This window comes from Sphingobium sp. FG11 (assembly GCF_057809915.1).
This window is the reverse complement of the sequence record NZ_JBMDKW010000023.1, coordinates 18725-42951: the sequence shown is the minus strand read 5'-3', so window position 1 is coordinate 42951 and position 24227 is coordinate 18725. Positions and strand designations below refer to the sequence as shown.

Here is a 24227-nt window from a genome sequence, read left to right as displayed (position 1 = left end):
ACCTATCGGCCATCAAAATTGACGCCGACCGGACACCGTAATCGTCGCGCTACAGGCGGATAATGCCGCACGCGAATGGCTGATCCAGGCCGCCGACGCCTTCGCGGGGGAGCGCGCCTATCTGACCCAGGTTACGGTCGCGGTCGGCCCGGCGCCGAGCACGGCCGGCCAGAGCGACTGCGAGACGGTCGTCAGCCAACAGCGTCATGCGCTCGACATGCTCGCTCAATCGGACCGGCGTGGCTGCGCCATGGGGGCGGCCACGGCCCTCGTCCTCGACTGGCGCGCGGTGCGCCGCCTGCTCGATGTGACGGCGATTCGCGTCGGGGTCGAGCCGTTGCCGTGCCGCCTGCCGGACAAGGACTCCACATTGAAGGTTGTCCACGCCATCGGCGGTGATGACGGGATCGACCGGGCGATCCAGTTCGGCGCCCGGCAATTGCTGAACCAGCATCGTGGGCTATGGGATCTGCTCCAGGCACGTGCCGAGGTCCGGCTGCGTCACCCCTGACATCCTCACGCGCTTGATGGCGGGGCCAAAGCGTGCTGATGTGCGCGCCGACGCTACCCATGGAGCTTTGTGAATTAGATATGCGCTTTGAAGGCACGCAGGACTATGTCGCCACCGACGATCTGAAGGTGGCGGTCAACGCCGCGGTGCTGCTGCGCCGTCCCCTGCTGGTCAAGGGTGAGCCGGGCACCGGCAAGACTGTGCTGGCGCAGGAAATTGCCAGCGCGCTGGGCGCGCCGCTGATCGAATGGAACGTCAAGTCCACGACCAAGGCGCATCAGGGGCTGTATGAATATGACGCGGTCGCCCGCCTGCGTGACGGGCAATTGGGCGATCCGCGCGTGCATGAAATTTCCAATTATATCCGCCGTGGCAAGCTGTGGGAGGCGTTTACCTCGCCGACCCTTCCCGTCCTGCTGATCGACGAAATCGACAAGGCGGATATCGAATTTCCCAACGATCTCCTTCAGGAACTCGATCGTATGGCGTTCCATGTATACGAGACCGGCGAGACGATCGCGGCGGCTGAGCGGCCCGTGGTCATCATCACATCGAACAATGAAAAGGAACTGCCCGACGCCTTTTTGCGCCGCTGCTTCTTCCACTATATCAAATTTCCCGATCGCGAGACGATGCAGGCCATCGTCGACGTCCATTTCCCCGGCATCCAGAAAATCCTGGTCGGCAAGGCTATGGATATTTTCTATGAAATCCGCGACGTGCCGGGCCTGAAGAAGAAGCCGTCGACCAGCGAATTGCTCGACTGGCTCAAACTGCTGCTGAACGAGGATATGCCCCTCGACGTGCTTCAGAACAGCGATCCGACCAAAGCCATCCCGCCGCTCCACGGGGCGCTGCTCAAGAATGAGCAGGACATCATGATGTTCGAGCGCCTTGCTTTCATGGCGCGTCGGCAGGGGCGTTGAACCACGGCCCATGCGATACTCCGGCCCCACGCGTGCATTAGGCGCTTGCGAAGCCGGGGATTCTCCGTAACCTGTCCCAATATATTCAAGGCCGCGTCAAGACGGTCTGAATCATGGGAAGGATGCCGGCTTGTCGAAACGCCTGAAGTCCCTTTTATCCGCGGCGCTGATGCTATCGGCGACCGGGGTTGCGCACGCGGGCGAGGTGGAAGCATGGACCTCTACCCTCACGGCCCTGCGCGCCGCTTCGGCGGGCATCATTATGCCGCAAAGCGTCGGCGGCCTCTCCCTCTCCAAAAGTGGGGAGGTTTCCAACGGCGGGAAGGGCATCGATAATTATGCCCAATATCTGTCCGAAGACGGGACGATCCAGGCAACACTCTACATCTACATGCCGAGCTATGCCGACGCCTCCATAGCCGCTTACATGACCGACAAGGCGATCATGACCCGGTTCGGATCGAAAACCCACCGCACGGCCTATGCCAGCACCGCTGCCGGCGGGCATTCCGGCGCCGCCATCCGCGCCGTTTATGATGACGCGGACGAAGGAGCGCTGACGACGGCGGCTGCGTTCGTTCATGCCGGTCGCTGGCTGGTCAAGTTGCGCGTGACCGGGCCGAGTGCGCAACGCAAGGCGGTTCTTGCCGGACTGGACGGCATGCTCGGCGCGATGCAGTTCGATGACGCCAGCGCACTACATAGTGTTGCGCCCGTCCAATTGACGGCCTGCGGGCCGCGTGACGCCACCGACAACCGCCCGATAGCGCCGGTCGAAGCTGGTCTTTCGCGCGATGGACGCGATCCGATATGTGTCAGCGGCAGGATCGACACGGCGGATGGGAGCTATGAGATGCTCCAACAGGCGAACCTGTCTCACGGGACGATGATTGTCCCCATGGATGATGCGGGGACCGTCCTCGCCTTCGATCCAACGAAGGACCGTACTGGCTATCAATTATCGATCCACTCGGTCGGGCAAACCGACCTTTATGGCGTTTATCCACAGGTGCCGACCGCTCAGCAGATAGCGGCGATAATTGAAGGAAAAGACCCGCAGACCGCGCGTGCCGGAAAAATCGCCGACTATGCCGCCAATGGAGAAATGACCATCCGAACCGGCGCGCGATAAACCCGCTGAGCCACATACCCCTTGCGCGGTTGATCGGAACATCGCTGCGACCCCCGCGTATTTTCTGAATGACCGGGAAGGCCATTTGATAGCCTTCGGCCGGTCAGGTCGGAGAATGACATGTGGAAAAAATTGACGAAATGGCGCATTTCGCGCCGCCCCACCGCGCAGGAACCGCGCAACAACCCGAGACAGGGTGACAAGCATCGTGACGGGGCATTCGCGGAACTGATGGCGAAACTGGACAGGATTCCCTACCCCGTTCCGCGCAAGCCCGTGCCTGAAAGCTGACTTCCGATAGGCCCTCAGATTAGATAGCCAAGCTCATATAATCCCCAACGCTGGCCACCGAAAACGAGCGGAATGAAAACGCTGCGCAGCGCCCGATAGCGCCCCGCGCCCAAATCCTGCCGGTATGTATACAGGAAAAAATCGCCCTCCCCGTCCAGCGCCCGGCGGGTCTGGCTGTCCATGAAAATCTGGCGGTTGCGCGCATTTTCCATATTCCAGTCATGCTGGCCCGGCCGCTGCGGCTGACTTCGCTTGCTGATGTGCGTGGGCAGATACCCGTTCATGTCTACAAGGCAGCAACCGACGATCGATTCATCCTGCAAGGTGCGCCGATCCAGCACAGGCCGCAGCATCGCATCGGCAAATGGGGTGAAGCCGTTTTCAAATTGCACCGGAGCCGACCCAGGAACAGCGTGATAGTGGGTGTCGAACAACGCAGTGATGTCCAGTTCCCCCTGTGCCAACGCCTGTTCGATTATGGTCGACGCTTCGCGCGCGCCCTCCTGCGCCAGGGTTATATAAAGGCTATTGCGGGTGGTCTGCCCGCCATGTGCGGCGATGTTCAACATGTCGTTCGCCATGCCCTCCAGCCCCTCAAGCTGCTCGCGGGCGGCATCGACCCGGCTCGCGCTTTCGCTGGCGGATCTGCTGAAGAGGGTCAGACCGTTTCTCAACGCCGTGACATCGCCATCCGCCTCGTCCGTGCAGATCACGATCGCGTCGGATCGTTCGCCGAATTGCGTCACAAGCGAAGCGATTTCCGCCATGGTCTTGCGCAGCCGGTCGATATGGGTGCCAACGTCACGACCACGGCCGATATTGGCCTCCACACCGCCAATCAAACGGTGCGCGTCGCGATCCAGCTGGCCCAATTTGTCGCCGACTGACGCAGCAGACTCACCCGCCTGCCCGGCAAGGCGTCTGATTTCATCCGCGACGACGGCGAAACCCTGCGTCGCTTCCCCGCCCCGCGCAGCCTCGATCGCCGCGTTGACGCCAAGCAGCCGCGTCTGACGGGCGATCGCGCCCAGCTCGTCGGAGATATCGCCAACAGCTTCGATTACGGTCAGGAACTGACGCAAATGCCCTTCCAGACCCGTGACATGTTCGACAAGGCTCGTCACTTCGCCCAACGAAAGCATGATGTCCTCATGCCCCTCGGCAATCATCTTTGCCGCGCGCCGGGCTGTAAGGCTGAGTTCCTGTGCCGCCGCAACGCTTTCGTTCTGGCTGACGGCGAGCGTTTCCATATTCGCCTGCAATTCGGAAAGGCGTGCCGAATCACCCTGAATGCGCAGATTAAGGTCGCCCAGGAAGCCGGCGGTTTCGCTGCATTGCAATGCGATGTCACCAGACCGTTCACCCATGTCGATCGATAAAGCCTGATTTTCCAAGGGTGCCCCGCTAGTGTCACATCGGCTGAATAGTGCGCCATTAACCATGCAATGCAACAATTAACATTCCGCCAACGGTTTCGGTCCGCCCCTTGCATCGGCCCGATTGGTGTCGGACAAGGCTGCGATGCTGTTCAATTTCCTCGACGCGCTTCGCGCAGCCGGCATTCCGGCTGGTATAAAGGAGCATCTGCTGCTGCTCGAAGCGCTCGATCGCGACGTCATCGGACAGCGGCCGGAGGACTTCTACTATCTCGCGCGAGCCATCTATGTGAAGGATGAGGGGCTGATAGATCGGTTCGATCAGGTCTTTGCCAGGGTATTCAGGGGCGTTCTGAGTGACGCCAATCTCGAAGCGGAACTGCCCGAAGAGTGGTTGCGCCTTGTCGCCGAAAAATTCCTGACGCCCGAGGAGATGGAAAAGATTAAGTCGCTGGGGTCCTGGGACGAGATCATGGAAACGCTCAAAAAGCGCCTGCAGGAACAGAAGGGCCGGCATGAGGGTGGCAGCAAGTGGATCGGCACCGGCGGAACCTCGCCCTTCGGTAATGGCGGCTATAATCCCGAGGGCGTCCGCATCGGCGGCGCAAGCAAGAACAAGCGGGCGATCAAGGTCTGGGAAAAGCGCGAATTTCAGAATCTCGACAATGACCGGCAACTGGGTACGCGCAACATCAAGGTGGCGTTGCGCCGCCTGCGCCGGTTCGCGCGGGAGGGCGCAGCGGACGAACTGGATCTGGACGCGACGATTTATGGCACCGCGCGGCAGGGCTGGCTCGACATCCATATGCGGCCGGAGCGGCACAATGCCGTCAAGCTGTTGCTGTTTCTTGATGTGGGCGGATCGATGGACCCGTTCATCACCTTGTGTGAGGAATTATTTTCGGCCGCGACCGCCGAATTCAAAAATATGGAATTTTTCTATTTCCATAATTGCCTTTACGAAGGCGTGTGGAAGGACAATCGCCGCCGCTTCGACGAGCGCATTCCGACCTGGGATATTCTCCACAAATATGGCCATGACTATAAGGTGATCTTCGTCGGCGACGCGGCGATGAGTCCCTATGAGATCGCCCATCCCGGCGGTTCGGTCGAACATATGAACGAGGAAGCTGGCGCGGTATGGATGGAGCGGATCACGCGCACCTACCCTGCGGCGGTGTGGCTCAACCCGGCGAACCGGGACTATTGGGCCTACAGCCAGTCCACGAAGATGATGACGCAGATCATGAACGCCCGCATGTATCCGCTGACGATCGAAGGCATAGACGATGCGATGCGCGAACTGACCCGCAAGCGCTGATTGGCGCTCGTCACGGATCGAAGCGGACCCCGCCGGTCATCGGTATCGGTGCGCCGGTGGTGCCCGGAAAGCTGATCGGCAGGCCCTTGAGCGACCGCACCGCCATATAGGCAAAGCCCTGCGCCTCCAGCGCGTCGCCATCCCAGCCCAGTTCGTCCACCGACCGAACGTCCGCGCGCGTCCGCTCGGCGAGGGCCGCCATTAACGTCGCATTGTGACGCCCGCCGCCCGCCGCATAGATATGCAAAAGGCGATCGGCCAGATGATCCAGGCCCCGCGCGACCGCTGCCGCCGAGAAAGCCGTCAGCGTCGCCGCGCCGTCCGCCAGATCGAGACCGCGAACGGCGTCGATCGTGAACGCCTCGCGATCGATGCTCTTGGGCGGCGGCATGGCGAACCATGGGTCGGCCAGCATCGCCGCCAGCCTATCCTCATCGACCCGGCCCCGCGCTGCAGTCGCCCCGTGGGCGTCATAGGCCGCATCGCCATGCATTTGCATCCAGTTGTCGATCAGGCCGCTCGCCATGCCGGTGTCGAAGGCAATGATGGCGTCACCCGGTCCGATTACCGTGATGTTGGCGACCCCGCCTAGATTCAAGATGGCCACCGGCAACGGCAGATCATGCGCCAATGCCCGGTGATAGACGGGCAGCAAGGGGGCACCCTGCCCGCCCGCCCGCACATCGGCGGATCGCAGATCGCCCACCACGGCGATGCCGAACGCTCCCGCGAGCGCTTTCCCGTCGCCGATCTGCCAGGTCCAGCCACGTTCGGGCCGATGCGCGACGGTGTGGCCATGAAAGCCGATCACGCCGACATCTTCCGCCACATGGCCGCTGCGGCCCAGCAGATCGGCCACCGCCTCGACATGCAGTTCGGTCAATTCCTCCTCGACCGCATGCAGCAGCGGCTCGAAGCCCGGCGCATCCATTGCTATCGCCCGCTGGCACGCCTCAGCCAGCCGCGTCCGAAAACCGTCATGATAGGGCATCGCATGGAAGGCGACAGGCCGTACCACCTTCTCGCCATCGGTCTCGATCAGCGCCGCATCGATCCCGTCGCGCGACGTCCCGGACATCAGGCCGATTGCAAGCATGGGTGGCATAGCGCTTCATCCTTCGACGGGGTCCGGCCGATCGTTGAGGGCCAAGTCCCCCTCCTTAATCATGCGCGACGCATCGACAAGTGGCGCTGCACCTTTCCCGGCCGCCGCTGCGATGCTAAAGGCCCGCCCCTATGACGACCAGCTATTCATCCGACCTTCTGCGCCTGCTCGATACGCGCGGCTACATCCACCAGTTGACCGATGCCGAAGCGCTGGATGCGCTGGCCGCAAAGCAGATCGTGCCCGGCTATATCGGGTTCGATCCGACCGCACCCTCCCTCCATGTCGGCCATCTGGTGTCGATCATGATGCTGCGGCAATTGCAGAAGGCGGGGCACAAGCCGATCGTCCTGATGGGCGGCGGCACCGGCAAGATCGGCGATCCGAGCTTCAAGGACGAAGCGCGCAAGCTGCTGACCACCGATCTGATCGCCCAGAATGTCGCGAGCATCAAGCGCGTGTTCGAACGCTTCCTGACGTTCGGCGACGGGCCGTCGGACGCGATCATGCTCGATAATGCCGAATGGCTCGACGCGCTCGAATATATCCCGTTCCTGCGCGATATCGGGCAGCATTTCTCGGTCAACCGGATGCTGAGTTTCGATTCGGTCAAGACGCGCCTCGATCGCGAACAATCGCTCAGCTTCCTCGAATTCAACTATATGATCCTCCAGGCCTATGATTTTCTGGAATTGTCGCGCCGGTCGGAATGCCGGCTCCAGATGGGCGGGTCCGACCAGTGGGGGAATATCGTCAACGGCGTCGAACTGGCGCGCCGGGTGGACGGGACCCAGGTTTTCGGGCTGACCACGCCGCTTTTGACCAATGCCGACGGTTCCAAGATGGGCAAGAGCGTCGGCGGAGCGGTCTGGCTCAACGAGGACCAGCTTTCGAGCTACGATTATTGGCAATTCTGGCGCAACACCGCCGATGCTGATGTTTTCGACCGGCTGCGGCTGTTCACCGACCTGCCGATGGACGAGGTGCGGCGGCTCGCGGCGCTCGAAGGTGCGGAGATCAATGAGGCAAAGAAAATCCTCGCCAACGAGGCTACGGCGCTTTGCCGTGGGGAGAGCGCAGCGGCGGCAGCGGCCGAAACGGCGCGCAAGACATTCGAGGAAGGCGCATCCGGGGCCAACCTGCCAACCGCCAGCCTCGGCGCGGAGGGGCTGACCATCGTGCAGGCCAACACCGCGCTCGGCTTTGCCGCATCCAACAAGGAAGCGCGGCGCAAGCTGGCGGAGGGCGCGATTCGCGTGAACGGCGAAGTCGTGAGCGATCCGGCGCTGGTGCTGAAGGCCGGGGACAAGGTCAGCTTCGGAGCGAAGCGACATGGGTTGATTATTTCCTGACGGAAAGAACGCTAATGGCGGATTCACTCTGTCGGGTAGGAGACTGTGTACTTTCTCCTAGCAGATTGAAGTCATGTCGGTTTTTTCCAATCTGGCGCATGTCAGTCAATCGCGCGATCCATCGCTTGAACAACGCCGCGCCAAGCGAGACCTTGTAGATCTGGTCAGCCATATTTCGGCCAGCGGGCATACGCATGGCGTCCAGATCATCAACATATCGCCACTGGGGCTTATGTGCCGGACCGACGCCAGACTGTTCGTGGGCGAGCGGGTCAAGATATGGCTGCCAATGATGCGCGATATGCCGGGCGAAATACGCTGGACGGAAGGCGGCCGGATCGGCGTTGAATTTTTGGGTGCCATCGAAGCACGTGTCTATGCGCGGATGCTGTCGCTCATTCCGCCGCGCCGTGCCGCATGGTAACGGGACGCAAGGTAAAGGGACCGCCCTGTTCAATCTGCTGACGCTGCCGCACCAGTGCTTCGGGCATGTCGGTGCGCAGAAACGCCAGCATCGCCTCCCTCACCTCGCATCGCAAATCGAACGCGACTGACGCATTGCGGGCGCTCAGCAGGCCGCGCAGTTCCAGCGCGTCCGCGCGGTGATCGGTCACTTGCAAAATGGCGACGCGTCCGTCCCACCGTCCGTTCGCCCGCGTCGTTTCGACGAATTTCGCCCGCACCCGCTCCACGTCGGTCGCCGGATCAACATGGAGGAATATCGTGCCGAGCAGGTCTGACGTCTTGGTCGTCCAGTTCTGGAATGGCTTTTCAAGAAAATAGGATATCGGCACGACCATGCGGCGATCGTCCCAGATCCTCACCACGACATAGGTGAGCGTGATATCCTCGATCCGCCCCCATTCGCCTTCCACGATCACGACATCGTCCAGCCGGATCGGCTCCGAAAACGCCATCTGGATGCCGGCTATCAGATTTTTGAGCGCCGGCTGGGCCGCTGCGCCGACCGCTAGTCCCACCAGCCCCGCCGAAGCCATCAGGGTGACGCCGATCGTCCGCACGCCCGGAATGGCGATCAGCATGAGCGCGACGACAAGTACACCCACGATGCACTGCACAATGCGGTAGAGGATGCGGATCCGGGTATGCCGTCTGCGCGCCTTGAGATTATCGTCCGCATGAATGTCGGACCGCCGTTCGAGCATCAGGCGGCCACTGCGCAACACGCGCAACGCCAGCCAGCCGGAAAGCAGCGCGAAGGCCATTTTCGAACCGATTGACCAAAATGCCCCGGCTCTCGGCCCGAGTTCCAGCGGCTGAAGCACGGCCGCAAACGACAGCAACACAACAAGCCATCGCGTCGGTTGAAAGATGGCGGGCAACAGCACCGGATCGACATGCGCTCGCCCCAATATGCGCATCGCCAGCCAGTATAAACCCCAATGGACGAGGAAAGCGATCAACACAGACAGGGCGGCGGTCAGGATCGCCGTCGGGGCGACTGGCGATATCATGATGTCCGGCATCTGCATGGGGTGGCAACGCCCCCTCTGCCCGCTTTGTTTCGCAAGTGAAGCAGAACCTCGCTCTATCCGCCGCGCAAAAGGCCCACTGCGGCGTCGCGTTCGAACAGATACAGACCGGTGCGTGCCGCCTGTCCGCGTGGGCCGTCCAGCCCGCCGTCGCGGTCCACCAGCAAGCGCGCGTCGTCGCGCGCGACATCCAGCAGGGTGGCGAGATGTTCGGGCGTCGCCAGCTTCAGCTGCGCGTCGCCGGATTGCCGCGTGCCTAGCATTTCGCCGGCGCCGCGGAGTTTCAGATCTTCCTCGGCGATGCGGAAGCCGTCGTTGCTTTCGCGCATGAGGGCGAGGCGGGCGCGGGAGGTTTCGCCTAGCGCATTTCCGCGAAGCAGGAGGCAAACCGATGGCTTTTCGCCACGGCCGACCCGGCCCCGGAGCTGGTGGAGCTGGGCTAGACCGAAGCGGTCCGCGCCCTCGATGATGATGAGCGAGGCGTTGGGGACGTCGACGCCGACCTCGATAACGGTGGTTGCGACGAGAATTTTCGTCCTATTTGTCGCAAAAGCCTCCATCGCGGCGTCTTTTTCGACGCCTTTCATGCGGCCATGGACGAGACCGACGGCCCCGCCGAAGCGCTGGCGGAGTCCTTCCGCGCGGGCTTCGGCGGCGGCCTGATCGCTGGTTTCGCTTTCCTCGACCAGCGGGCAGACCCAATAGGCCTGACCACCGCCCTCGACATGGCGGGCGAGCGCGTCGGTGACTTCATCGAGCCGGCTGGCGGCCATGACGAGGGTCTGGATCGGCTGGCGGCCGGGCGGCATTTCGTCCAGCCGCGACACGTCCATTTCGCCATAATAGGTCAGCGTCAGCGTGCGCGGGATGGGCGTCGCCGTCATCACCAGCAGATGCGGCGCGCGCTCCGCCTTCGACGCGAGCAACATGCGCTGGGCGACGCCGAAGCGATGCTGCTCGTCGATCACGGCCAGCCCCAGATTACGATAGTTGACCGCGTCCTGAAAGATCGCATGGGTGCCGACGAGAATGTCGATACTGCCATCGGCCAGCCCCATGAGCGTCGCTTCGCGAACCTTGCCCTTTTCGCGGCCCGTGAGGATCGCGATTTCGAGCGGCAGGCCGGACGCTATTTTCCGCAGCGTTTCATAATGCTGGCGCGCGAGGATTTCGGTGGGCGCGAGCAACGCCCCCTGCATCCCCGCCTCGACCGCGTTCAGCAGCGCCATCAACGCCACCAGCGTCTTGCCCGAACCCACATCGCCTTGCAGCAGCCGCAGCATCGGCGTGCCCTGCGCCATGTCGCCATCAATCTCCGCCATGGCGCGGCGTTGCGCGCCCGTAGGCGCGAAGGGCAGTTTCAGCATGGTCCGCAAGCGACCGTCGCCCGCGATCGGCACGCCGCGCCGCCGCCGTCCCGCCTGCCGGACCAGCATCAGCGCCAGTTGGCCCGCGAAAATCTCGTCATAGGCGAGCCGTTCGCGCGCGACCGCGTCGGCGGGATCGGCATGGACGCGCGCGAGTGCCTCGCGCCATCCCGGCCAGTCCTTGCGCGCGATCAGGCTGGGTTCGATCCATTCGGGCAGGTCGGGCGCGCGCGCCAGCGCCTGCGCCGCCAGATCGCGCATCCGGTTGTTGGTCAGCCCTTCGGACAGGCGATAGACCGGCTCGCGCGCGGGGATCGTCGCCGCTTCCTCGGGCGGCAGGACATAATCGGGATGGACGATCTGAAGCGCGTCGCCATAGCTTTCGAGCTTGCCCGAGATGAATTTGGGTTCGCCCAGCGGCAGCAATTTGCGCGGCCAGGCGCTGTTCTTGCCGAAATAGACGAGCGTCGCATGATTCCCATGCCCGTCCACCGCATCGACGCGGAACGGCGCGCGTCCCCCGCCCCCGGCGCGATAATCCACCGGCGTCAAAGGGATGCCGATCACCCGGCCCGCATCGCCCATGTCGAGCCGGTCGGTCAGTATACGATCGACCCAGCTTACGGGCAGATGAAAGGCGACATCGACCGCCCGGCCAAGGCCCAGCCGCTCCAGCGGCCGCGCCAAAGCCGGGCCAACGCCCTTGAGCACCGAAATTTCGGCAAACAGCGGATTGAGAATATCGGGTCGCATGGCTATCTGGCTCGCTCTAGCCTAGCCGGGACGAGGGCACAAACCTCCGGCTGGGGAATTCTGCCTGCCCGGCGAAGGAACACATCATGAACGACGATACCCATGTCCGCCGCCTGAGATTCCGCGCCTGGCATCGGGGCACCCGCGAATCCGACTATACGGTCGGGGGCTTTTTCGAACGCTATCATGCCGAATGGTCGGCCGAGGAAACCGCCTGGTTCGAACGGCTGATCGAGGAGCAGGACGCCGACATCATGGGATGGGCTTTGGGAACGTTGCCGGTGCCGGACGCGTATAAGGGGCCGATGATGGACACATTCCTCAAGCTGGATTTCGTCAAAATCGAAAATTAGCAGCTAGTGGATCGATTTTGACAACTGCATCCCCCGGCGGTTGAGATGGTCTGCAAATGTCAGAATCGGACCACTGGCCGACGGCGCGACCACCGACATGCACAATGGGAACGTGGATTCCCGCCTTCGCGGGAATGACGACATCCTATGACCGATCTCCAGAAAATCCTGAAGGCCACCGCGCCGCTCACCCTTTCGGGCGTTCCCGCCGGGTTTCAGCCGTGGCTGCTGGCCGACATCGCCCGCGCCGCCAAAACACGCGCGGTGTTCGTCGCGGCGGACGAGCAATCGATGCGGGCCATGGCCGACACCGCGCATTATTTCGCGCCGGAGATCGAGATCATCGAGATCCCGGCCTGGGATTGTCTGCCCTACGACCGCGCCAGCCCTTCACTGCGCACGGCGTCGGCCCGGCTGGCGGGACTTCATGCGTTGCAGGCGGCGCCCAAGGGCGCGCAACTGGTGCTGACCACGCTCAATGCGCTGACCCAGCGCACGCTGACGCCCTTTCGCGTGCGGCAACTGGTCGCCCGGCTTGCGCCCAAGGAACGGATCGCGATCCCCCGGCTGGCGGAGATGTTGCAGGGCAATGGCTATGTCCGCACCGACACGGTGCATGATCGCGGCGAGTTCGCGATTCGCGGCGGCATCGTCGATCTGTTTCCGGGCGGCGAGGAGCAGCCGCTGCGGCTCGATTTCTTCGGCGACGAGATCGAGACCGTGCGCCGGTTCGATTCCACCGACCAGCGCACGACCGGCAATGTCGACAGCTTCACCCTGCTGCCCGCGTCCGAAGCGCTGCTGGACGAGGAGACGATCAAGCGGTTCCGGGGCCGCTATCGCGAATTATTCGGCGCGACCGCGACTGCCGATCCGCTCTATCAGGCGGTGAGCGACGGGCGGCGGCTGGCGGGCATGGAACATTGGCTGCCGCTGTTCGAAGAAAAGCTGGCGCCGATGACCGAACATCTGGGCAAGGACGCCCTGTTCGTCCGCGACCATGGGGTGAGTGGCGCGGCTGACGCGCGGTTCGAGGCGATCCGCGATTATCATGCCAACCGGGTGCAGGCGAAATCATCCGACCCCGGCGCGTACCGGCCGTTGAAGCCCGAACTCCTCTATCTCGACGCGGCGGAATGGGGCGCGGCGGTCGCGGCGTTGCCGATGCATGAGGCCACGCCCTTCCACGAACCCGAAAGCGCGACCGTACTCGATTTCGCGGTCGACGGCCCGCGCGACTTCGCGCCGGAGCGGGCGCAGAACGCCAATATCTACGAGGCGGTGGGCAAGCATATCGCTTCGTTGCGGCGGGCGAAGAAGAAGGTGGTGATCGCCAGCTATTCGGTCGGCGCGCGCGAGCGGCTGTCGGGCCTGCTCGCCGATCATGACGTCAAGCGGCTGGCGGCGGCGGACGACTGGCAGAATGCGCTCGGGCAAGCGGCGGGGGGCAGCGTCGTGCTGACCGTGCTGCCGCTCGATCACGGCTTTAGCGCGCCCGATGTCGCGGTGCTGACCGAGCAGGATATGCTGGGCGACCGGCTGGTGCGCCGGGCGAAACGCAAGAAGAGCGCCGACGCCTTCCTCGCCGAACTGGCGACGCTGACCCCCGGCGATCTCGTGGTGCATATGGACCATGGCATCGGCCGCTATGAGGGGCTGACGCAGATTCCCGTCAGCAAGACCGCGCATGATTGCGTGGCGCTGAGCTATGCCGGTGGCGACAAGCTGTTCGTGCCGGTGGAAAATCTGGAGGTGCTGTCGCGCTACGGCTCCGACAGCGACGGGGTCACCCTCGACCGGCTGGGCGGCGAGGCGTGGCAGCGGCGCAAGGCGAAGATGAAGGAGCGCATCCGCGAGATTGCGGGTGAATTGCTCAAGACGGCGGCGGTCCGCGCGCTGCGCGCCGCGAGCGTCGCCGAGCCGGACAGCGCCGGTTATCCGAGCTTCGTCGATCGCTTCCCCTATCAGGAGACCGACGATCAGGATCGCGCGATCAGCGACGTGATCGAGGATCTGGGCGCGGGCAAGCCGATGGACCGGCTGGTCTGCGGCGATGTGGGGTTCGGCAAGACCGAGGTCGCGCTGCGCGCCGCTTTCGTCGCGGCGATGGCAGGGATGCAGGTGGTGGTGATCTGCCCCACCACCCTGCTCGCGCGGCAGCATCATATGCAGTTTGTGGAGCGGTTCCGGGGCTTCCCGGTCGAGATCGGCCGCCTATCCCGCCTCGTCCCCGCCAAGGAGGCGAAGGCGGTCAAGGCGGGGCTGGCCGATGGTACGGTGGACATCGTCGTCGGCACCCATGCGCTGCTGACCAAGGGGATCGAGTTCAAGCGCCTCGGCCTCGTCATCGTCGATGAGGAGCAGCGGTTCGGCGTCACCCACAAGGAGCGGCTGAAGGCGCTCAAGACCGATGTGCATGTGCTGACGCTGACGGCGACGCCGATCCCGCGCACCTTGCAGATGGCGATGTCGGGCCTGCGCGAATTGTCGGTGATCCAGACGCCGCCGGTCGACCGGCTCGCGGTGCGCACCTATATCATGCCGTGGGACGGGGTGGTGATCCGCGAGGCGCTGCTGCGCGAACATTATCGCGGCGGGCAGAGCTTTTTCGTCGTGCCGCGCATCGCCGACCTGCCGGACATCGAGGAATTTCTGCGCAACGAGGTGCCGGAAATCCGCGCCGTCGTCGCGCATGGGCAGATGAGCGCGACCGAGGTGGAGGAGCGCATGTCGGCCTTCTACGACAAGCGTTACGACGTGCTGCTGTCGACCACGATCGTCGAGAGCGGTCTCGACATTCCGAGCGCGAATACGCTCATCATCCACCGTGCCGACCGTTTTGGACTGGCGCAGCTCTATCAGCTGCGGGGGCGCGTAGGCCGGTCCAAGACCCGCGCCTATGCCTATTTCACCACGCCTGCCGACCGCATCATCACCGAGACCGCGGAAAAGCGGCTGAAGGTGCTGTCCGACCTCGATACGCTGGGGGCGGGTTTCCAACTGGCGAGCCACGATCTCGACATTCGCGGCGCGGGCAATCTGGTCGGCGACGAGCAGTCGGGCCATATCAAGGAAGTAGGGTTCGAACTCTACCAGTCGATGCTGGAAGAGGCGATCATGGACGCCAAGGCGGGTGGCGCGGGGATCGAGCGGTCGCGCGACAGCTTCTCGCCGCAGATCGGGGTCGATGCGCCGATCATGATCCCGGACGATTATGTCCCCGATCTCGACCTGCGCATGGGGCTTTATCGCCGCCTCAACGATGTCGAGGACCGGCAGGGCCTCGAATCCTTTGCCGCCGAACTGATCGATCGTTTCGGCAAGCTGCCCGCTCCCACGCAAAATCTGCTCAAGATCATCGAGATCAAGCAGAATTGCGTGAAGGCCAACATCGCCAAGATCGATGTCGGGCAAAAGGGCGCGCTCGTCAGCTTCTTCGAGGATCGCTTCCCCAACCCCGCCGGTCTGGTCGCCTATATCCAGCGGCTGGACGGCGTGGCGCGGCTGCGGCCCGACAGCAAGATGGTCGTCAATCGCGCCTGGGCCGATCCGGCGGCGCGGCTGAACGGCGCGCTGCAATTGTCGAAGGGGCTGGCGAAAGCGGCCGGCTGACGCGTCGCGCGGCAGCGGAGCCATTCCTCATCGGCGGGCAAAAGAGCAGCAACATTGCGACCCTAAATCCCGTGGCGACGACCGGGCAGCCAAGCGCGGCGTCGAGGCAGGAGAATCATCATGAGCTTGACCATCATGTTTGCCGGCTTAGCGGGTGCGGCGGCTTCGCACAGTATCAGCATGGAGTATCATGGCCGGCAGATCGGCGTGACCTATGTCGCGCGTGCCGAAATAGTGAGCAGGACGGTGGGGGCAAGGACCCCCAATCGCGCCGACAGCCAGCGTTGCCAGTGGACCGCGACGATCCTGGTCGATCGCAAGCTGGACCATGGCCCGGCGTTCGCCCGGTCGATCGCGACCGGCAGGCAATTTTCGGGCAGCGAGGCGGGTGCCTGCGTGCCCGGGAACGATCCGGCGGCGCGTGGCCTGGCGCCGCAACGTGACGAGATCGAAGCGCATCTGCGCGCCGTCGCGCAGGCCGATCGTGCGCCGCTGCTTGCGGAACTCGATGCGGTCCGTCACCTCGCGTCCGGCTGATCCGGCGCTCCGCGTGGCGTGGCCGGCTCCATGTTGTCGGCCATGACCATGCGACGGGCGACGGGCGACGGGCGACGGGCGACGGGCGACGGGCGACGGACAACGCGTCGAAGCGGCGAAAATCGCTCTGTCGCTGGACGGCGGGCTTTGTTACTTTAGCGGCTGGAGGATGAAGCCATGCCCGTGGAAATGACTATTCTGGCCTGGAGCATCGTCCTGCTCCTGATCCACATATTCGCCGCCGGGCAGGCAAAGACGAAGCAATATGGCTCGCGGTGGAATATGGGCGCGCGCGACGAAAACCTGCCGCCGCTCTCGCTCGTCGCCGGACGGCTGGTGCGCGCGCAGTCCAACTTCCTGGAAACCTTGCCGATCGCCATCGTCGCCCTGATCGGGGTAGTCGTGGCCGGGCGAGCCAGCGAATGGACGGCTCTGGGCGGCTGGATCTGGCTGGGCGCGCGGATCGTCTATCTGCCGCTCTATGGCTTCGGCGTGCCCAAGGTGCGGACGCTGGTCTGGCTCGTGAGCCTCGTTGGCCTTGGCATGGCGCTTTGGCCGCTGCTGCGCGTTTAGACCAGCATCAGCTCGATCAGGTCCGCCGACGATATGCCGGCCGACCGCAGGAAGCCCTGATAGAAATCGCAGCCTTCGTTCGCGAGCAATTCGCGCTGCTGTTCCGTCTCGACCCCCTCCGCGATGACGGACAGGCCGAGCGACTTGGCCATGTGGATGACGCCGCGCACGATGATGCGGTCGCGGGCCGTCCCGGCAATATCCTGCGCCAGCCCGCTGTCGATCTTGAGATAATCGAGCGGCAGGCTTTTGAGGTAGGCGAGGCTGGAATAGCCGGTGCCGAAATCGTCGATCGCCACCGACAGCCCCTGCGCCCGCACCGCCGTCAGCAGCGCGGCGGCGGCGGCGACATCCTCGATCAGCCCGCTCTCGGTAATCTCGACGGTCAGCCGCGATCGCGCAAATCCGCTCCTGTCCACCAGAGCGAGGAAATCCGGCATGAAGCTGGGCTGGGCGATGTCGGCGGCGGTCAGGTTGATCGACAGCCGCAGCTTGCCGAGGGCCGGGGGCCAGGCCGCCGCCTGCCGCAAAGCCTCCGCCTGAATATGCGCGGACAAAGGCAGCATATAATCGGATCGTTCGGCGGTGGCGAACAGCACACCGGCGCTTAAGGGACCATATTTGGGATGGTTCCACCGCGCCAGCGCCTCCACCCCGCTGATCCGTTCGCTGTCCATCGGATATTGCGGTTGAAACACGATGCCGATTTCGCCCCGGTCGAGCGCGAGGCGCAGGTCGGTTTCCAGCTCGTCGGCATCGACCTGCCTGCTGCGCTTTTCGGCGGAGAGGATGCGGATGCCCTCTCCCCCGCCCTGGCGCGCATCGGCCAGCGCCGTTCCGGCGCGGCGGATCAGGCGGGTGGCGTCATCCTCCGCCCGCGACTGGGCGATGCCGCACCGCCCGGTCAGGCGGATGAGGTGATCGCCGGCGCTGAACGGCCTGCCGATGGTGGCGATCAACTGGCGCGCGAGGAAAGTCGCGCGCTCGGTCGATCCGGCTTCTCCGCTCAGGCCGACCAGAAATTCCGTTCCGGCAATCCGCGCCACCATGGCGCCCGGCGCGATATCATCGACCATGCGTTCGATCCGCCGCGCGATGCGGCCGAGCAGCGCGTCGCCCACCACCTGGCCATAGGCGGCGTTCATCCGGTCGAACTGGCTGATCGACAGCAGCAGGACCGTGGTGGGCAGCCCCGCCCGGTCCTGAAGCCAGTCGAGCGCCGCCGCGCGCGATCGTACCCCGGTCAGATAGTCGCGGGAGGACGCATCCTCGCGATCACGCTCCGTCGACAGCCATTCGACATCGGCCGCGACCACGCCATCCTGCACCCGCAGATGATGGACCATGCGATCGCCCGGATTTTCGGGCGCGGCATGGGCGAATACGCCCGGCCCGCCCGACCGCGTCATGCCGCGCAGCGCCAATATCACAGCCCGCCGTTCGGGGCGGGGCAGCAGGCGGAGCAGCGCCGCCGGTGTCGAGATCGTTTCCGACAGCCCGAGATGGCGCGCCAGACTATCGCTGAGGCGCACCATGCCGCTGCGGTCGAGCGCCCAGTGGAGCGCATCGCCCCGGCGAATGCGTTGCGCACGCTGGCTGTGCGCCGCGCCGCCGCCGAGCCGCTCGACCAGCCGCTGGGCCGAGGCGAGCGTCGCCCGCAGCAGCCCGTCCGTCAGCGGCATGGCGAGAAAATGAGTCGCGCCCGCCGCCAGCAGGGCGGGCACCCTTGCAATCTCATGCTGTTCGATCAGCGCGATCAGCGCGCCCCCGCCCGCTTCGACGGCGGGCGTCAACGGCTCGATCAGGTCCGCGTCGTTGCCGCCGTCGCGCATGTCGATCAGCGCGACCTGGGCGTCGCTGCGCAGATAGCGCTGCGCGGCGTCGGCGGGGCGGCGAGCGCCGATCGCCCGCCAGCCTACGCGGCGGGTCGCCTGCACCAGTCCGTCCCGGTCGCCCGGCGACAGGATGAAGAGGCTGCGCTGCACGTCCGACGCGGTATCGCCGCTCACTTGCCTTCTCCCACGTCGCGCATCGGGCCGACTTAACAGTAACCCGTTACCGACCCGTTCATCGCAGGGCAACCGGCTGTGCTTGCGAAGCGCCAGTCCATGGCCTAGCTAGGCAGTCATGGCTATCGCCGATCCTTCCCCCCAGCCGATGACCGACGCCCTGGGCCGCCGGATCAGCTATATGCGCATTTCGGTGACGGATCGCTGCGATCTGCGCTGCCGCTACTGCATGGCGGAGCGCATGACGTTCCTGCCCAAAAATCAGGTGCTGACGCTGGAGGAGATCGCGCTGCTCGCCGATCTGTTCATCGCGCGCGGCATTCGAAAAATCCGGCTGACCGGCGGGGAGCCGCTGGTGCGGCGCGATATCGTCGATCTGGTCCGCCGCATCGGGCGGCATGTCGGCGAGGGGCTGGACGAGCTGACGCTGACCACCAACGGCACCCGGCTGGCCGATCATGCGACCGCGCTGTACGACGCGGGCGTGCGCCGGATCAATGTGAGCCTCGACAGCCTCGACCCGGATCGCTTTGCCCATGTGACGCGCGGCGGCGATATCCGCGCGGTGTTCGACGGGGTGCAGGCCGCGCGCGCGGCGGGCCTTGCGATCAAGATCAACATGGTCGCGCTCAAGGGCGTGAACGAGGATGAAATCCTGCCGATGCTGCGCTGGTGCGATGCGCAGGGGTTCGACCTGACCCTGATCGAGACCATGCCGTTGGGGGAGACGGGCGAGGACCGCACCGATCATTATCTGCCGCTGACGCAAGTCGCGCGGATGGTGCGCGCGGACCATGAAATGACCCCGCTGCCCCAGCGGACCGGCGGACCGGCGCGCTATTTCGCGGTCGATGGGCTGCGCGCCCGGCTGGGCCTCATCACCCCCATGACCCATAATTTCTGCGCGGACTGCAACCGCATGCGCATGACCTGCGAGGGGAAGATTTTCATGTGCCTGGGGCATGAGGATCATGTCGATCTGAAAGCCGCGTTGCGGGACGGCGGGCTGCCCGCGGTCGAACCGCTGATCGATCGCGCCCTGCGGCTGAAGCCCGCGCGCCACGACTTCCGCATCGGGCAGGATCTCGACCCGACGGTCGCTCGCCACATGAGCGTCACCGGCGGATGAACGGCGAGCCGCGACGCGCCCTCGTCGCGTCCCCGACCCAGGCGGCCCGCGCCGCCGAGGAAAGGCTGCGCAGCGCCTATGATTTCGTGCCGCTCGATCAGGCCGACATGATCATCGCCCTGGGCGGCGACGGGTTCATGCTCCAGACGCTGCACGCCATGCTGGAGGGGCGGCACATCGTGCCGATCTTTGGCATGAACCTGGGCACGGTCGGCTTTCTGATGAACGAATGGCGGCTGGAGCGGCTAGACCAGCGGCTGGAGGCGGCGAAGTCCTTCAAGGTGACGCCGCTGCGCATGACCGTCGATACGATCGATGGCGAGCGCTTTTCGATCCCCGCCATCAACGAAGTGTCACTGCTGCGCGAAACGCGCCAGACCGCCAAGCTGGAGGTGCAGGTGAACGGCCGCGCCGTGCTGCCCGAACTGGTGTGCGACGGCGTGCTGGTGGCGACATCGGCGGGATCGACCGCCTATAATCTGTCCGCCCACGGCCCGATCCTGCCGCTCGGGTCCGGCCTCGTCGCGCTAACCCCGATCAGCCCGTTCCGGCCGCGTCGCTGGCGCGGCGCCATCCTGCCCGAAAACACCATCATCAAATTCACCGTGCTCGATCCCGTCAAGCGCCCCGTGAGCGCCGTGGCCGACCAGCGCGAGGTGCGCGACGTCGCCCAGGTAGAGGTTCAGATCGACCGCGCGACGCCGCTTACGCTGCTGTTCGACCCCGAACATACGCTGGACGACCGCATTGCGGCGGAGCAGTTCATTGCCTGAACAAATGCGCTCATTAGCGCTTGCCATTGCGCGAATCCCGCTGCTATAGGCGCGGCCTGCCCAGCGAAAGCCGGGCTGCTCCCCGATAGCTCAGCGGTAGAGCATTCGACTGTTAATCGAATGGCCGTAGGTTCGAATCCTACTCGGGGAGCCAACATTTTTCATAGAACATATCTTTTCTGTGGGTTTGCGCGCATCCACTGCCGCAGCTTGAGAGAAGGTGCGGCTTTCAGTCGCTTGCTGTGAACCGATATTTTCCCCCGATACCAACATCTCGTCCTCGGATGTCCCATCGTGCAAGGGCAGTGATCGCCTGACCGGCGAATTGCTTCTGATCGGCGTGGGCGGTGTGATGGCGAGCGGTCGTCCCCGCTCTTGGCCAGACAAAGCCGAGCATCAGCTCAGGCGATCTGAGTATCGAGCTTGTCGGAGGATTTATCGAACTACATCCGCTTAAGGCGCGCGATTGGCCAGCACAGCGCGTCGGTCAGATGTCGCGAGCGAAAATTTCGGCCTGGCGATCACCAATGCGGCTTCCAGCTCAGCGAACCACACGTCCTCATCAGAGGCGAAAAGACCTGCCTCATATAGCCGCAGCGCCCACGAAGGCGCCAGAAAATGAGGATTTATCTCGCCAATGAAGGAATGAAAGTGCGTTCCGACCGCCGTCAGTGAATCTAAAACTGGGCTAAGGCCATCACCATCGACCGTATCTCGGTCGATGGTCAAACGAAGCGTCTGCGGGACGTCCGCTTTAAAAAGAGGCACATGCCCCGGCCATCATACCAAAGCAACTTCACCAGATCGCCGCCGCCACAAAGTCCGATTTTGCCATTCACGGCTCAGCGCAAATGGCAAAATCGCGTCAGGCTGCGGGATTAAGCCCCCGGATCGCGCCGTCGACCAGTACCTTGTCGGCTGCGGCATCATGATTCTGCGCGATCAGTGTCGCGGCCGCGCCAGTGGCGGCATTGACGGCCTTCGCGCGGATCTCAGCGACGGCCGCACGCTCGGCCGCAGCGATCTTGTCGACGGCCATCTTCTGACGACGCTCGACCAGTGCGACGGTATTGGCCTTCGCATCCTCGATCAGCGTTTCCGCTTCATGCTCGGCCGATTTGCGCATGGCTTCGGCTTCGCCGGCGGCGGTCGCCAGTTTGGCCTCATATTCGGCCTTCAGCGCTTGTGCCTCGGCGCGAAGCTTGGACGCCTCGTCCAGTTGCGACTTGATCGCCGCGATGCGCCCGTCAAGCGCGCCACCGATCAGGGCGGGCACTTTCTTGAGGATCAGGATCAGGATGAACAGCGCCATGGCCAGGCTGACCCAGGCGGTCGCATCCAGGCCGACCGCCTTGGGGTCGGTATGCGGGACGACGCCCTCATGGGCGACGGTGCCGATCGGCTCCATGCCCTCCGAGTGGATCGCCTGATTCAAGGCGGGAGGGGCGTCGTGATGGGTCATTGCTGCATCAGCCATGGGCGAGTGCCGCCTTTACTGCGTTGCGGGCTGCGTCTTCGGACGCCTGCACGCCGGAAATACGAGCCACCATGTCACGCGCGGCATCGACCGCGACGGTTTCAATTTCTGCCAGCGCGGCAGTGCTGGCTATCTTGATCCGGGCCTCAGCCGCACCAATGGTGCCCGAAATCTCCGAATCCGCCGTCGCCAATGTCGCTTCCGAAGCCTTGGCGGCCCTGGCTTTGGCATCGGCCAGCGCGGCTTGCACCGCCAGCCGGCTTTCGGCGTCGCGCGCGCGGTAATCGGCTTCCGCCTCATCCGCGCGGGCGAATGCCGCCTTGGCCGCGTCCAGATCACCCGTGATCTTCGCATCGCGGCCTTCCATGGTCGCCTGCACCTTGGGCACCATGCCCAAACCGATGACGAAGAAGACGAAGCCGAAAGTCAGCAGCAGCCAGAAAATCTGGGAAGCGTAGGTTTCGGCGATTTGCGCGATTTGAGGCATTTTGGTCCGTTCGATCAGGGCGCGGTCGTCAGGGGTCGGGCGGGGCGGCCAAGCCACCCTGCCCGTTCCCAAGCGGATGTCAGGCCACGAACACCAGGATCATGGCGATAACGAACGCCAGCAGACCCAGAAGTTCGGCGGCGGCAAAGCCGATGAACAGGCGGCCCTGCTGACCGTCGGCAGCGCCCGGATTGCGCAGCGCGCCTTCCAGGAACGCGCTGAAGACATTGCCCACACCGAGGGCGGCGATGCCCGCACCAATCGCGGCCAGGCCAGCACCGAGCAGCTTTGCGGCTTCTGCGTCCATAGTCGTAACTCCTTTTTCTAAACCAATATAAACGTGAAATTATGTCGGAAAATCAGTGCAAATTCTCGGCATCGTTGATGTAGACCGAGGTCAACAGCGCGAACACATAGGCCTGAATGACGGCGACCAGCACTTCGAGCGCGCTGATGCCGATCATCAGCACGAAGCTGGCCGCGCCGACCGTGAAGCCGAAGAGCGGGCTGGCGTTGGCGCTGTTGATGACGAAGCCGGCGAGAACCTTGAGCAGGACGTGCCCGGCGGTCATCGCGACGAACAGTCGCAGGCCAAGGCTGAACGGCCGCACCATGAACGAGATCAGCTCGATCGGGAAAATGACCGGGATCATCGGCAGCGGCGTGCCATGGGGCACGAACAGCGAGAAGAAGTGCAGGCCATGCTTCCAGAAGCCGACGATCAGCACGATCGAAAAGCTCATGATCGCGAGCACGCCGGTCGCGGTGAAGTGGCTGGTGAAGGTGAAGGGGTGCATGCCGAACAGGCCCAGCGGCAACAATCCCAAGAGGTTGGCCAGCAGGATGAACATGAACAGCGAAAAGACGTAGGGGATATATTTCTTGCCGCCTTCGCCCACATTGGCGATCAGCAGGCTGCGGATGAACCCGGTGAAATATTCGACGGACATCTGCCAGCGACCGGGCACCATCTGGCGCTTCATGCCGCCCGCGACGAATATCCACAGCACGATCGCCGCGGCGACCATATAAAGGGCGCTGTTGGTGAACGCGATGTTGAACCCGCCGATCGACAGGTGATCCGTACCGAACAAGGGTTCGATCGCAAACTGGTGCATCGGATCGATTTTGCCGGATTGTGCCACGTTGACCCCTGTAACGTCTTGCATTCGGACTAGGACCAAGCGGCGTCCTTACGGATCGGAATGCTTCGTCGTCGTCAATCTGATGATGTTCCTGAACGCCGCCACGATCCCAAGACCGAGGAAAACGAGCAGGAGCCAAGGAGAAGTGCCCAGCAACCGGTCGAGAACCCAACCGATCAGCGCACCACCGACAAGACCACCGATCAGTTCGGCAAGAACCCTGTTGCCCAGACGCGATCCATCATCGGCCTGTTGCTCAGTTGTCCCCCGTCTGACCTGTTCGACATGTTCGGCCCGTGCGATCCGCTCCTCCAAGGATGCGATCCGCGCGTCTTCCCCTGCCGGGTCCTGCCCAGGCCCATTCGCAGCCATCCCATCTCCTTCCGTTCAGGCAAAACCTGTTACGGCGAGAGGCATGGAGCTTGCGGCTGGACCCGTCAAGGCGCGGCCCGTTTAGAAAGGCGTTTCCGGATAGTCAACCGTGCAAGGGCAGGAGAATGCGCCT

At 63.9% G+C, this 24227-nt stretch carries 23 protein-coding genes, 1 tRNA gene and 2 pseudogenes; 14 read left to right on the top strand and 12 right to left on the bottom strand.

Annotated features, from left to right (window positions below; all coding sequences use genetic code 11):
* Window positions 1-55 precede the first annotated feature (55 nt).
* The 4 genes and pseudogenes from ACODSN_RS15405 to ACODSN_RS15390 form a co-directional block, all read left to right on the top strand.
* Window positions 56-511, top strand: a pseudogene (locus ACODSN_RS15405) (DUF6975 family protein); the annotation flags it as partial.
* An 80-nt stretch (window positions 512-591) separates the two neighbouring features.
* Window positions 592-1437, top strand: coding sequence for an AAA family ATPase (locus ACODSN_RS15400; protein ID WP_489056363.1), 846 nt, complete (start codon window positions 592-594; stop codon window positions 1435-1437).
* A 130-nt stretch (window positions 1438-1567) separates the two neighbouring features.
* A complete protein-coding gene (locus ACODSN_RS15395) occupies window positions 1568-2569 on the top strand; it encodes a hypothetical protein (protein ID WP_489056362.1) in 1002 nt (333 codons plus the stop codon).
* A gap of 120 nt (window positions 2570-2689) precedes the next feature.
* Window positions 2690-2860, top strand: a complete 171-nt coding sequence (locus ACODSN_RS15390) for a hypothetical protein (RefSeq protein ID WP_489056361.1) — start codon at window positions 2690-2692, stop codon at window positions 2858-2860.
* Between the two features lie 14 nt (window positions 2861-2874).
* On the opposite strand, the gene ACODSN_RS15385 is transcribed toward ACODSN_RS15390, so the two are convergent.
* Complete coding sequence (locus tag ACODSN_RS15385; protein WP_489056360.1) at window positions 2875-4227, bottom strand: methyl-accepting chemotaxis protein; 1353 nt, start codon at window positions 4225-4227, stop codon at window positions 2875-2877.
* A 154-nt stretch (window positions 4228-4381) separates the two neighbouring features.
* On the opposite strand from ACODSN_RS15385, the gene ACODSN_RS15380 reads away from it, so the two are divergent.
* Window positions 4382-5557, top strand: coding sequence for a vWA domain-containing protein (locus ACODSN_RS15380; RefSeq protein WP_489056367.1), 1176 nt, complete (start codon window positions 4382-4384; stop codon window positions 5555-5557).
* A gap of 10 nt (window positions 5558-5567) precedes the next feature.
* Here the strand turns inward: ACODSN_RS15380 and ACODSN_RS15375 are convergent, their stop codons facing one another.
* The gene (locus ACODSN_RS15375; RefSeq protein ID WP_489056366.1) at window positions 5568-6653 is read right to left on the bottom strand and encodes an anhydro-N-acetylmuramic acid kinase; all 1086 of its coding nucleotides are present in this window, start codon (window positions 6651-6653) and stop codon (window positions 5568-5570) included.
* 140 nt (window positions 6654-6793) lie between these two features.
* On the opposite strand from ACODSN_RS15375, the gene tyrS reads away from it, so the two are divergent.
* Window positions 6794-8014 (top strand): tyrosine--tRNA ligase, encoded by a 1221-nt coding sequence (gene tyrS, locus ACODSN_RS15370; protein WP_489056359.1) that lies wholly within the window; start codon window positions 6794-6796, stop codon window positions 8012-8014.
* 73 nt (window positions 8015-8087) lie between these two features.
* Window positions 8088-8438 (top strand): PilZ domain-containing protein, encoded by a 351-nt coding sequence (locus ACODSN_RS15365; RefSeq protein WP_489056358.1) that lies wholly within the window; start codon window positions 8088-8090, stop codon window positions 8436-8438.
* On the opposite strand, the gene ACODSN_RS15360 is transcribed toward ACODSN_RS15365, so the two are convergent.
* Together ACODSN_RS15360 and recG are read right to left on the bottom strand one after the other, a co-directional pair.
* A complete protein-coding gene (locus tag ACODSN_RS15360; RefSeq protein WP_489056365.1) occupies window positions 8410-9501 on the bottom strand; it encodes a mechanosensitive ion channel family protein in 1092 nt (363 codons plus the stop codon). The two genes, ACODSN_RS15365 and ACODSN_RS15360, sit on opposite strands and share 29 nt — an antisense overlap.
* Before the next feature lie 62 nt (window positions 9502-9563).
* A complete protein-coding gene (recG, locus tag ACODSN_RS15355) occupies window positions 9564-11627 on the bottom strand; it encodes an ATP-dependent DNA helicase RecG (protein WP_489056357.1) in 2064 nt (687 codons plus the stop codon).
* Window positions 11628-11713: 86 nt separating this feature from the next.
* Between recG and ACODSN_RS15350 the strand changes: the two genes are divergently transcribed.
* From ACODSN_RS15350 to ACODSN_RS15335, 4 genes are all read left to right on the top strand, one after another.
* Window positions 11714-11980: an FAD assembly factor SdhE gene (locus ACODSN_RS15350; RefSeq protein WP_489056356.1), complete on the top strand. Its 267-nt coding sequence runs from the start codon at window positions 11714-11716 to the stop codon at window positions 11978-11980.
* Between the two features lie 147 nt (window positions 11981-12127).
* A complete protein-coding gene (gene mfd, locus ACODSN_RS15345) occupies window positions 12128-15592 on the top strand; it encodes a transcription-repair coupling factor (RefSeq protein ID WP_489056355.1) in 3465 nt (1154 codons plus the stop codon).
* 120 nt (window positions 15593-15712) lie between these two features.
* Window positions 15713-16129 carry a hypothetical protein gene (locus ACODSN_RS15340; protein ID WP_489056354.1) on the top strand — a complete coding sequence of 139 codons (417 nt, stop codon included), beginning with the start codon at window positions 15713-15715 and terminating at the stop codon, window positions 16127-16129.
* Between the two features lie 177 nt (window positions 16130-16306).
* Window positions 16307-16702, top strand: coding sequence for an MAPEG family protein (locus ACODSN_RS15335; protein WP_489056353.1), 396 nt, complete (start codon window positions 16307-16309; stop codon window positions 16700-16702).
* On the opposite strand, the gene ACODSN_RS15330 is transcribed toward ACODSN_RS15335, so the two are convergent.
* Window positions 16699-18711: a putative bifunctional diguanylate cyclase/phosphodiesterase gene (locus ACODSN_RS15330; protein ID WP_489056352.1), complete on the bottom strand. Its 2013-nt coding sequence runs from the start codon at window positions 18709-18711 to the stop codon at window positions 16699-16701. The two genes, ACODSN_RS15335 and ACODSN_RS15330, sit on opposite strands and share 4 nt — an antisense overlap.
* A gap of 118 nt (window positions 18712-18829) precedes the next feature.
* On the opposite strand from ACODSN_RS15330, the gene moaA reads away from it, so the two are divergent.
* The 3 genes from moaA to ACODSN_RS15315 all read left to right on the top strand — a co-directional run bounded on the left by moaA (window position 18830) and on the right by ACODSN_RS15315 (window position 20767).
* Window positions 18830-19840, top strand: coding sequence for a GTP 3',8-cyclase MoaA (gene moaA / locus ACODSN_RS15325; RefSeq protein ID WP_489056351.1), 1011 nt, complete (start codon window positions 18830-18832; stop codon window positions 19838-19840).
* Window positions 19837-20613, top strand: a complete 777-nt coding sequence (locus ACODSN_RS15320; RefSeq protein ID WP_489056350.1) for an NAD kinase — start codon at window positions 19837-19839, stop codon at window positions 20611-20613. Before moaA ends, ACODSN_RS15320 begins: the two co-directional genes overlap by 4 nt.
* A gap of 79 nt (window positions 20614-20692) precedes the next feature.
* Window positions 20693-20767, top strand: a tRNA-Asn gene (locus ACODSN_RS15315).
* A gap of 299 nt (window positions 20768-21066) precedes the next feature.
* Here ACODSN_RS15315 and ACODSN_RS15310 read toward each other — a convergent pair.
* From ACODSN_RS15310 to ACODSN_RS15280, 7 genes and pseudogenes are all read right to left on the bottom strand, one after another.
* On the bottom strand, window positions 21067-21342 hold the full coding sequence (locus ACODSN_RS15310) for a hypothetical protein (RefSeq protein WP_489056349.1): 276 nt from the start codon (window positions 21340-21342) through the stop codon (window positions 21067-21069).
* Window positions 21342-21422 (bottom strand): annotated as a pseudogene (locus ACODSN_RS15305) (IS66 family insertion sequence element accessory protein TnpB); the annotation flags it as partial. The pseudogene ACODSN_RS15305 and the gene ACODSN_RS15310, both read right to left, overlap by 1 nt.
* Before the next feature lie 56 nt (window positions 21423-21478).
* A complete protein-coding gene (locus ACODSN_RS15300) occupies window positions 21479-22090 on the bottom strand; it encodes a F0F1 ATP synthase subunit B family protein (protein ID WP_489056348.1) in 612 nt (203 codons plus the stop codon).
* Window positions 22083-22577 (bottom strand): F0F1 ATP synthase subunit B family protein, encoded by a 495-nt coding sequence (locus tag ACODSN_RS15295; protein ID WP_489056347.1) that lies wholly within the window; start codon window positions 22575-22577, stop codon window positions 22083-22085. Before ACODSN_RS15295 ends, ACODSN_RS15300 begins: the two co-directional genes overlap by 8 nt.
* Window positions 22578-22656: 79 nt before the next feature.
* Window positions 22657-22884: a F0F1 ATP synthase subunit C gene (locus ACODSN_RS15290; protein WP_006961951.1), complete on the bottom strand. Its 228-nt coding sequence runs from the start codon at window positions 22882-22884 to the stop codon at window positions 22657-22659.
* Between the two features lie 52 nt (window positions 22885-22936).
* A complete protein-coding gene (locus ACODSN_RS15285) occupies window positions 22937-23722 on the bottom strand; it encodes a F0F1 ATP synthase subunit A (RefSeq protein ID WP_489056346.1) in 786 nt (261 codons plus the stop codon).
* Window positions 23723-23770: 48 nt separating this feature from the next.
* Window positions 23771-24094, bottom strand: coding sequence for an AtpZ/AtpI family protein (locus ACODSN_RS15280; RefSeq protein ID WP_489056345.1), 324 nt, complete (start codon window positions 24092-24094; stop codon window positions 23771-23773).
* Window positions 24095-24227 lie beyond the last annotated feature (133 nt).

What these genes read in the sequence shown, in the direction of transcription:
- ACODSN_RS15400 (WP_489056363.1), top strand. Translation starts at nt 592, where the DNA reads ATGCGCTTTGAAGGCACGCAGGACTATGTCGCCACCGACGATCTGAAG.
- ACODSN_RS15390 (WP_489056361.1), top strand. Translation starts at nt 2,690, where the DNA reads ATGTGGAAAAAATTGACGAAATGGCGCATTTCGCGCCGCCCCACCGCG.
- ACODSN_RS15385 (WP_489056360.1), bottom strand. Translation starts at nt 4,227, where the DNA reads ATGGGTGAACGGTCTGGTGACATCGCATTGCAATGCAGCGAAACCGCC.
- ACODSN_RS15380 (WP_489056367.1), top strand. Translation starts at nt 4,382, where the DNA reads ATGCTGTTCAATTTCCTCGACGCGCTTCGCGCAGCCGGCATTCCGGCT.
- ACODSN_RS15375 (WP_489056366.1), bottom strand. Translation starts at nt 6,653, where the DNA reads ATGCTTGCAATCGGCCTGATGTCCGGGACGTCGCGCGACGGGATCGAT.
- tyrS (WP_489056359.1), top strand. Translation starts at nt 6,794, where the DNA reads ATGACGACCAGCTATTCATCCGACCTTCTGCGCCTGCTCGATACGCGC.
- ACODSN_RS15365 (WP_489056358.1), top strand. Translation starts at nt 8,088, where the DNA reads ATGTCGGTTTTTTCCAATCTGGCGCATGTCAGTCAATCGCGCGATCCA.
- ACODSN_RS15360 (WP_489056365.1), bottom strand. Translation starts at nt 9,501, where the DNA reads ATGCCGGACATCATGATATCGCCAGTCGCCCCGACGGCGATCCTGACC.
- recG (WP_489056357.1), bottom strand. Translation starts at nt 11,627, where the DNA reads ATGCGACCCGATATTCTCAATCCGCTGTTTGCCGAAATTTCGGTGCTC.
- ACODSN_RS15350 (WP_489056356.1), top strand. Translation starts at nt 11,714, where the DNA reads ATGAACGACGATACCCATGTCCGCCGCCTGAGATTCCGCGCCTGGCAT.
- mfd (WP_489056355.1), top strand. Translation starts at nt 12,128, where the DNA reads ATGACCGATCTCCAGAAAATCCTGAAGGCCACCGCGCCGCTCACCCTT.
- ACODSN_RS15340 (WP_489056354.1), top strand. Translation starts at nt 15,713, where the DNA reads ATGAGCTTGACCATCATGTTTGCCGGCTTAGCGGGTGCGGCGGCTTCG.
- ACODSN_RS15335 (WP_489056353.1), top strand. Translation starts at nt 16,307, where the DNA reads ATGCCCGTGGAAATGACTATTCTGGCCTGGAGCATCGTCCTGCTCCTG.
- moaA (WP_489056351.1), top strand. Translation starts at nt 18,830, where the DNA reads ATGGCTATCGCCGATCCTTCCCCCCAGCCGATGACCGACGCCCTGGGC.
- ACODSN_RS15320 (WP_489056350.1), top strand. Translation starts at nt 19,837, where the DNA reads ATGAACGGCGAGCCGCGACGCGCCCTCGTCGCGTCCCCGACCCAGGCG.
- ACODSN_RS15300 (WP_489056348.1), bottom strand. Translation starts at nt 22,090, where the DNA reads ATGGCTGATGCAGCAATGACCCATCACGACGCCCCTCCCGCCTTGAAT.
- ACODSN_RS15295 (WP_489056347.1), bottom strand. Translation starts at nt 22,577, where the DNA reads ATGCCTCAAATCGCGCAAATCGCCGAAACCTACGCTTCCCAGATTTTC.
- ACODSN_RS15290 (WP_006961951.1), bottom strand. Translation starts at nt 22,884, where the DNA reads ATGGACGCAGAAGCCGCAAAGCTGCTCGGTGCTGGCCTGGCCGCGATT.
- ACODSN_RS15280 (WP_489056345.1), bottom strand. Translation starts at nt 24,094, where the DNA reads ATGGCTGCGAATGGGCCTGGGCAGGACCCGGCAGGGGAAGACGCGCGG.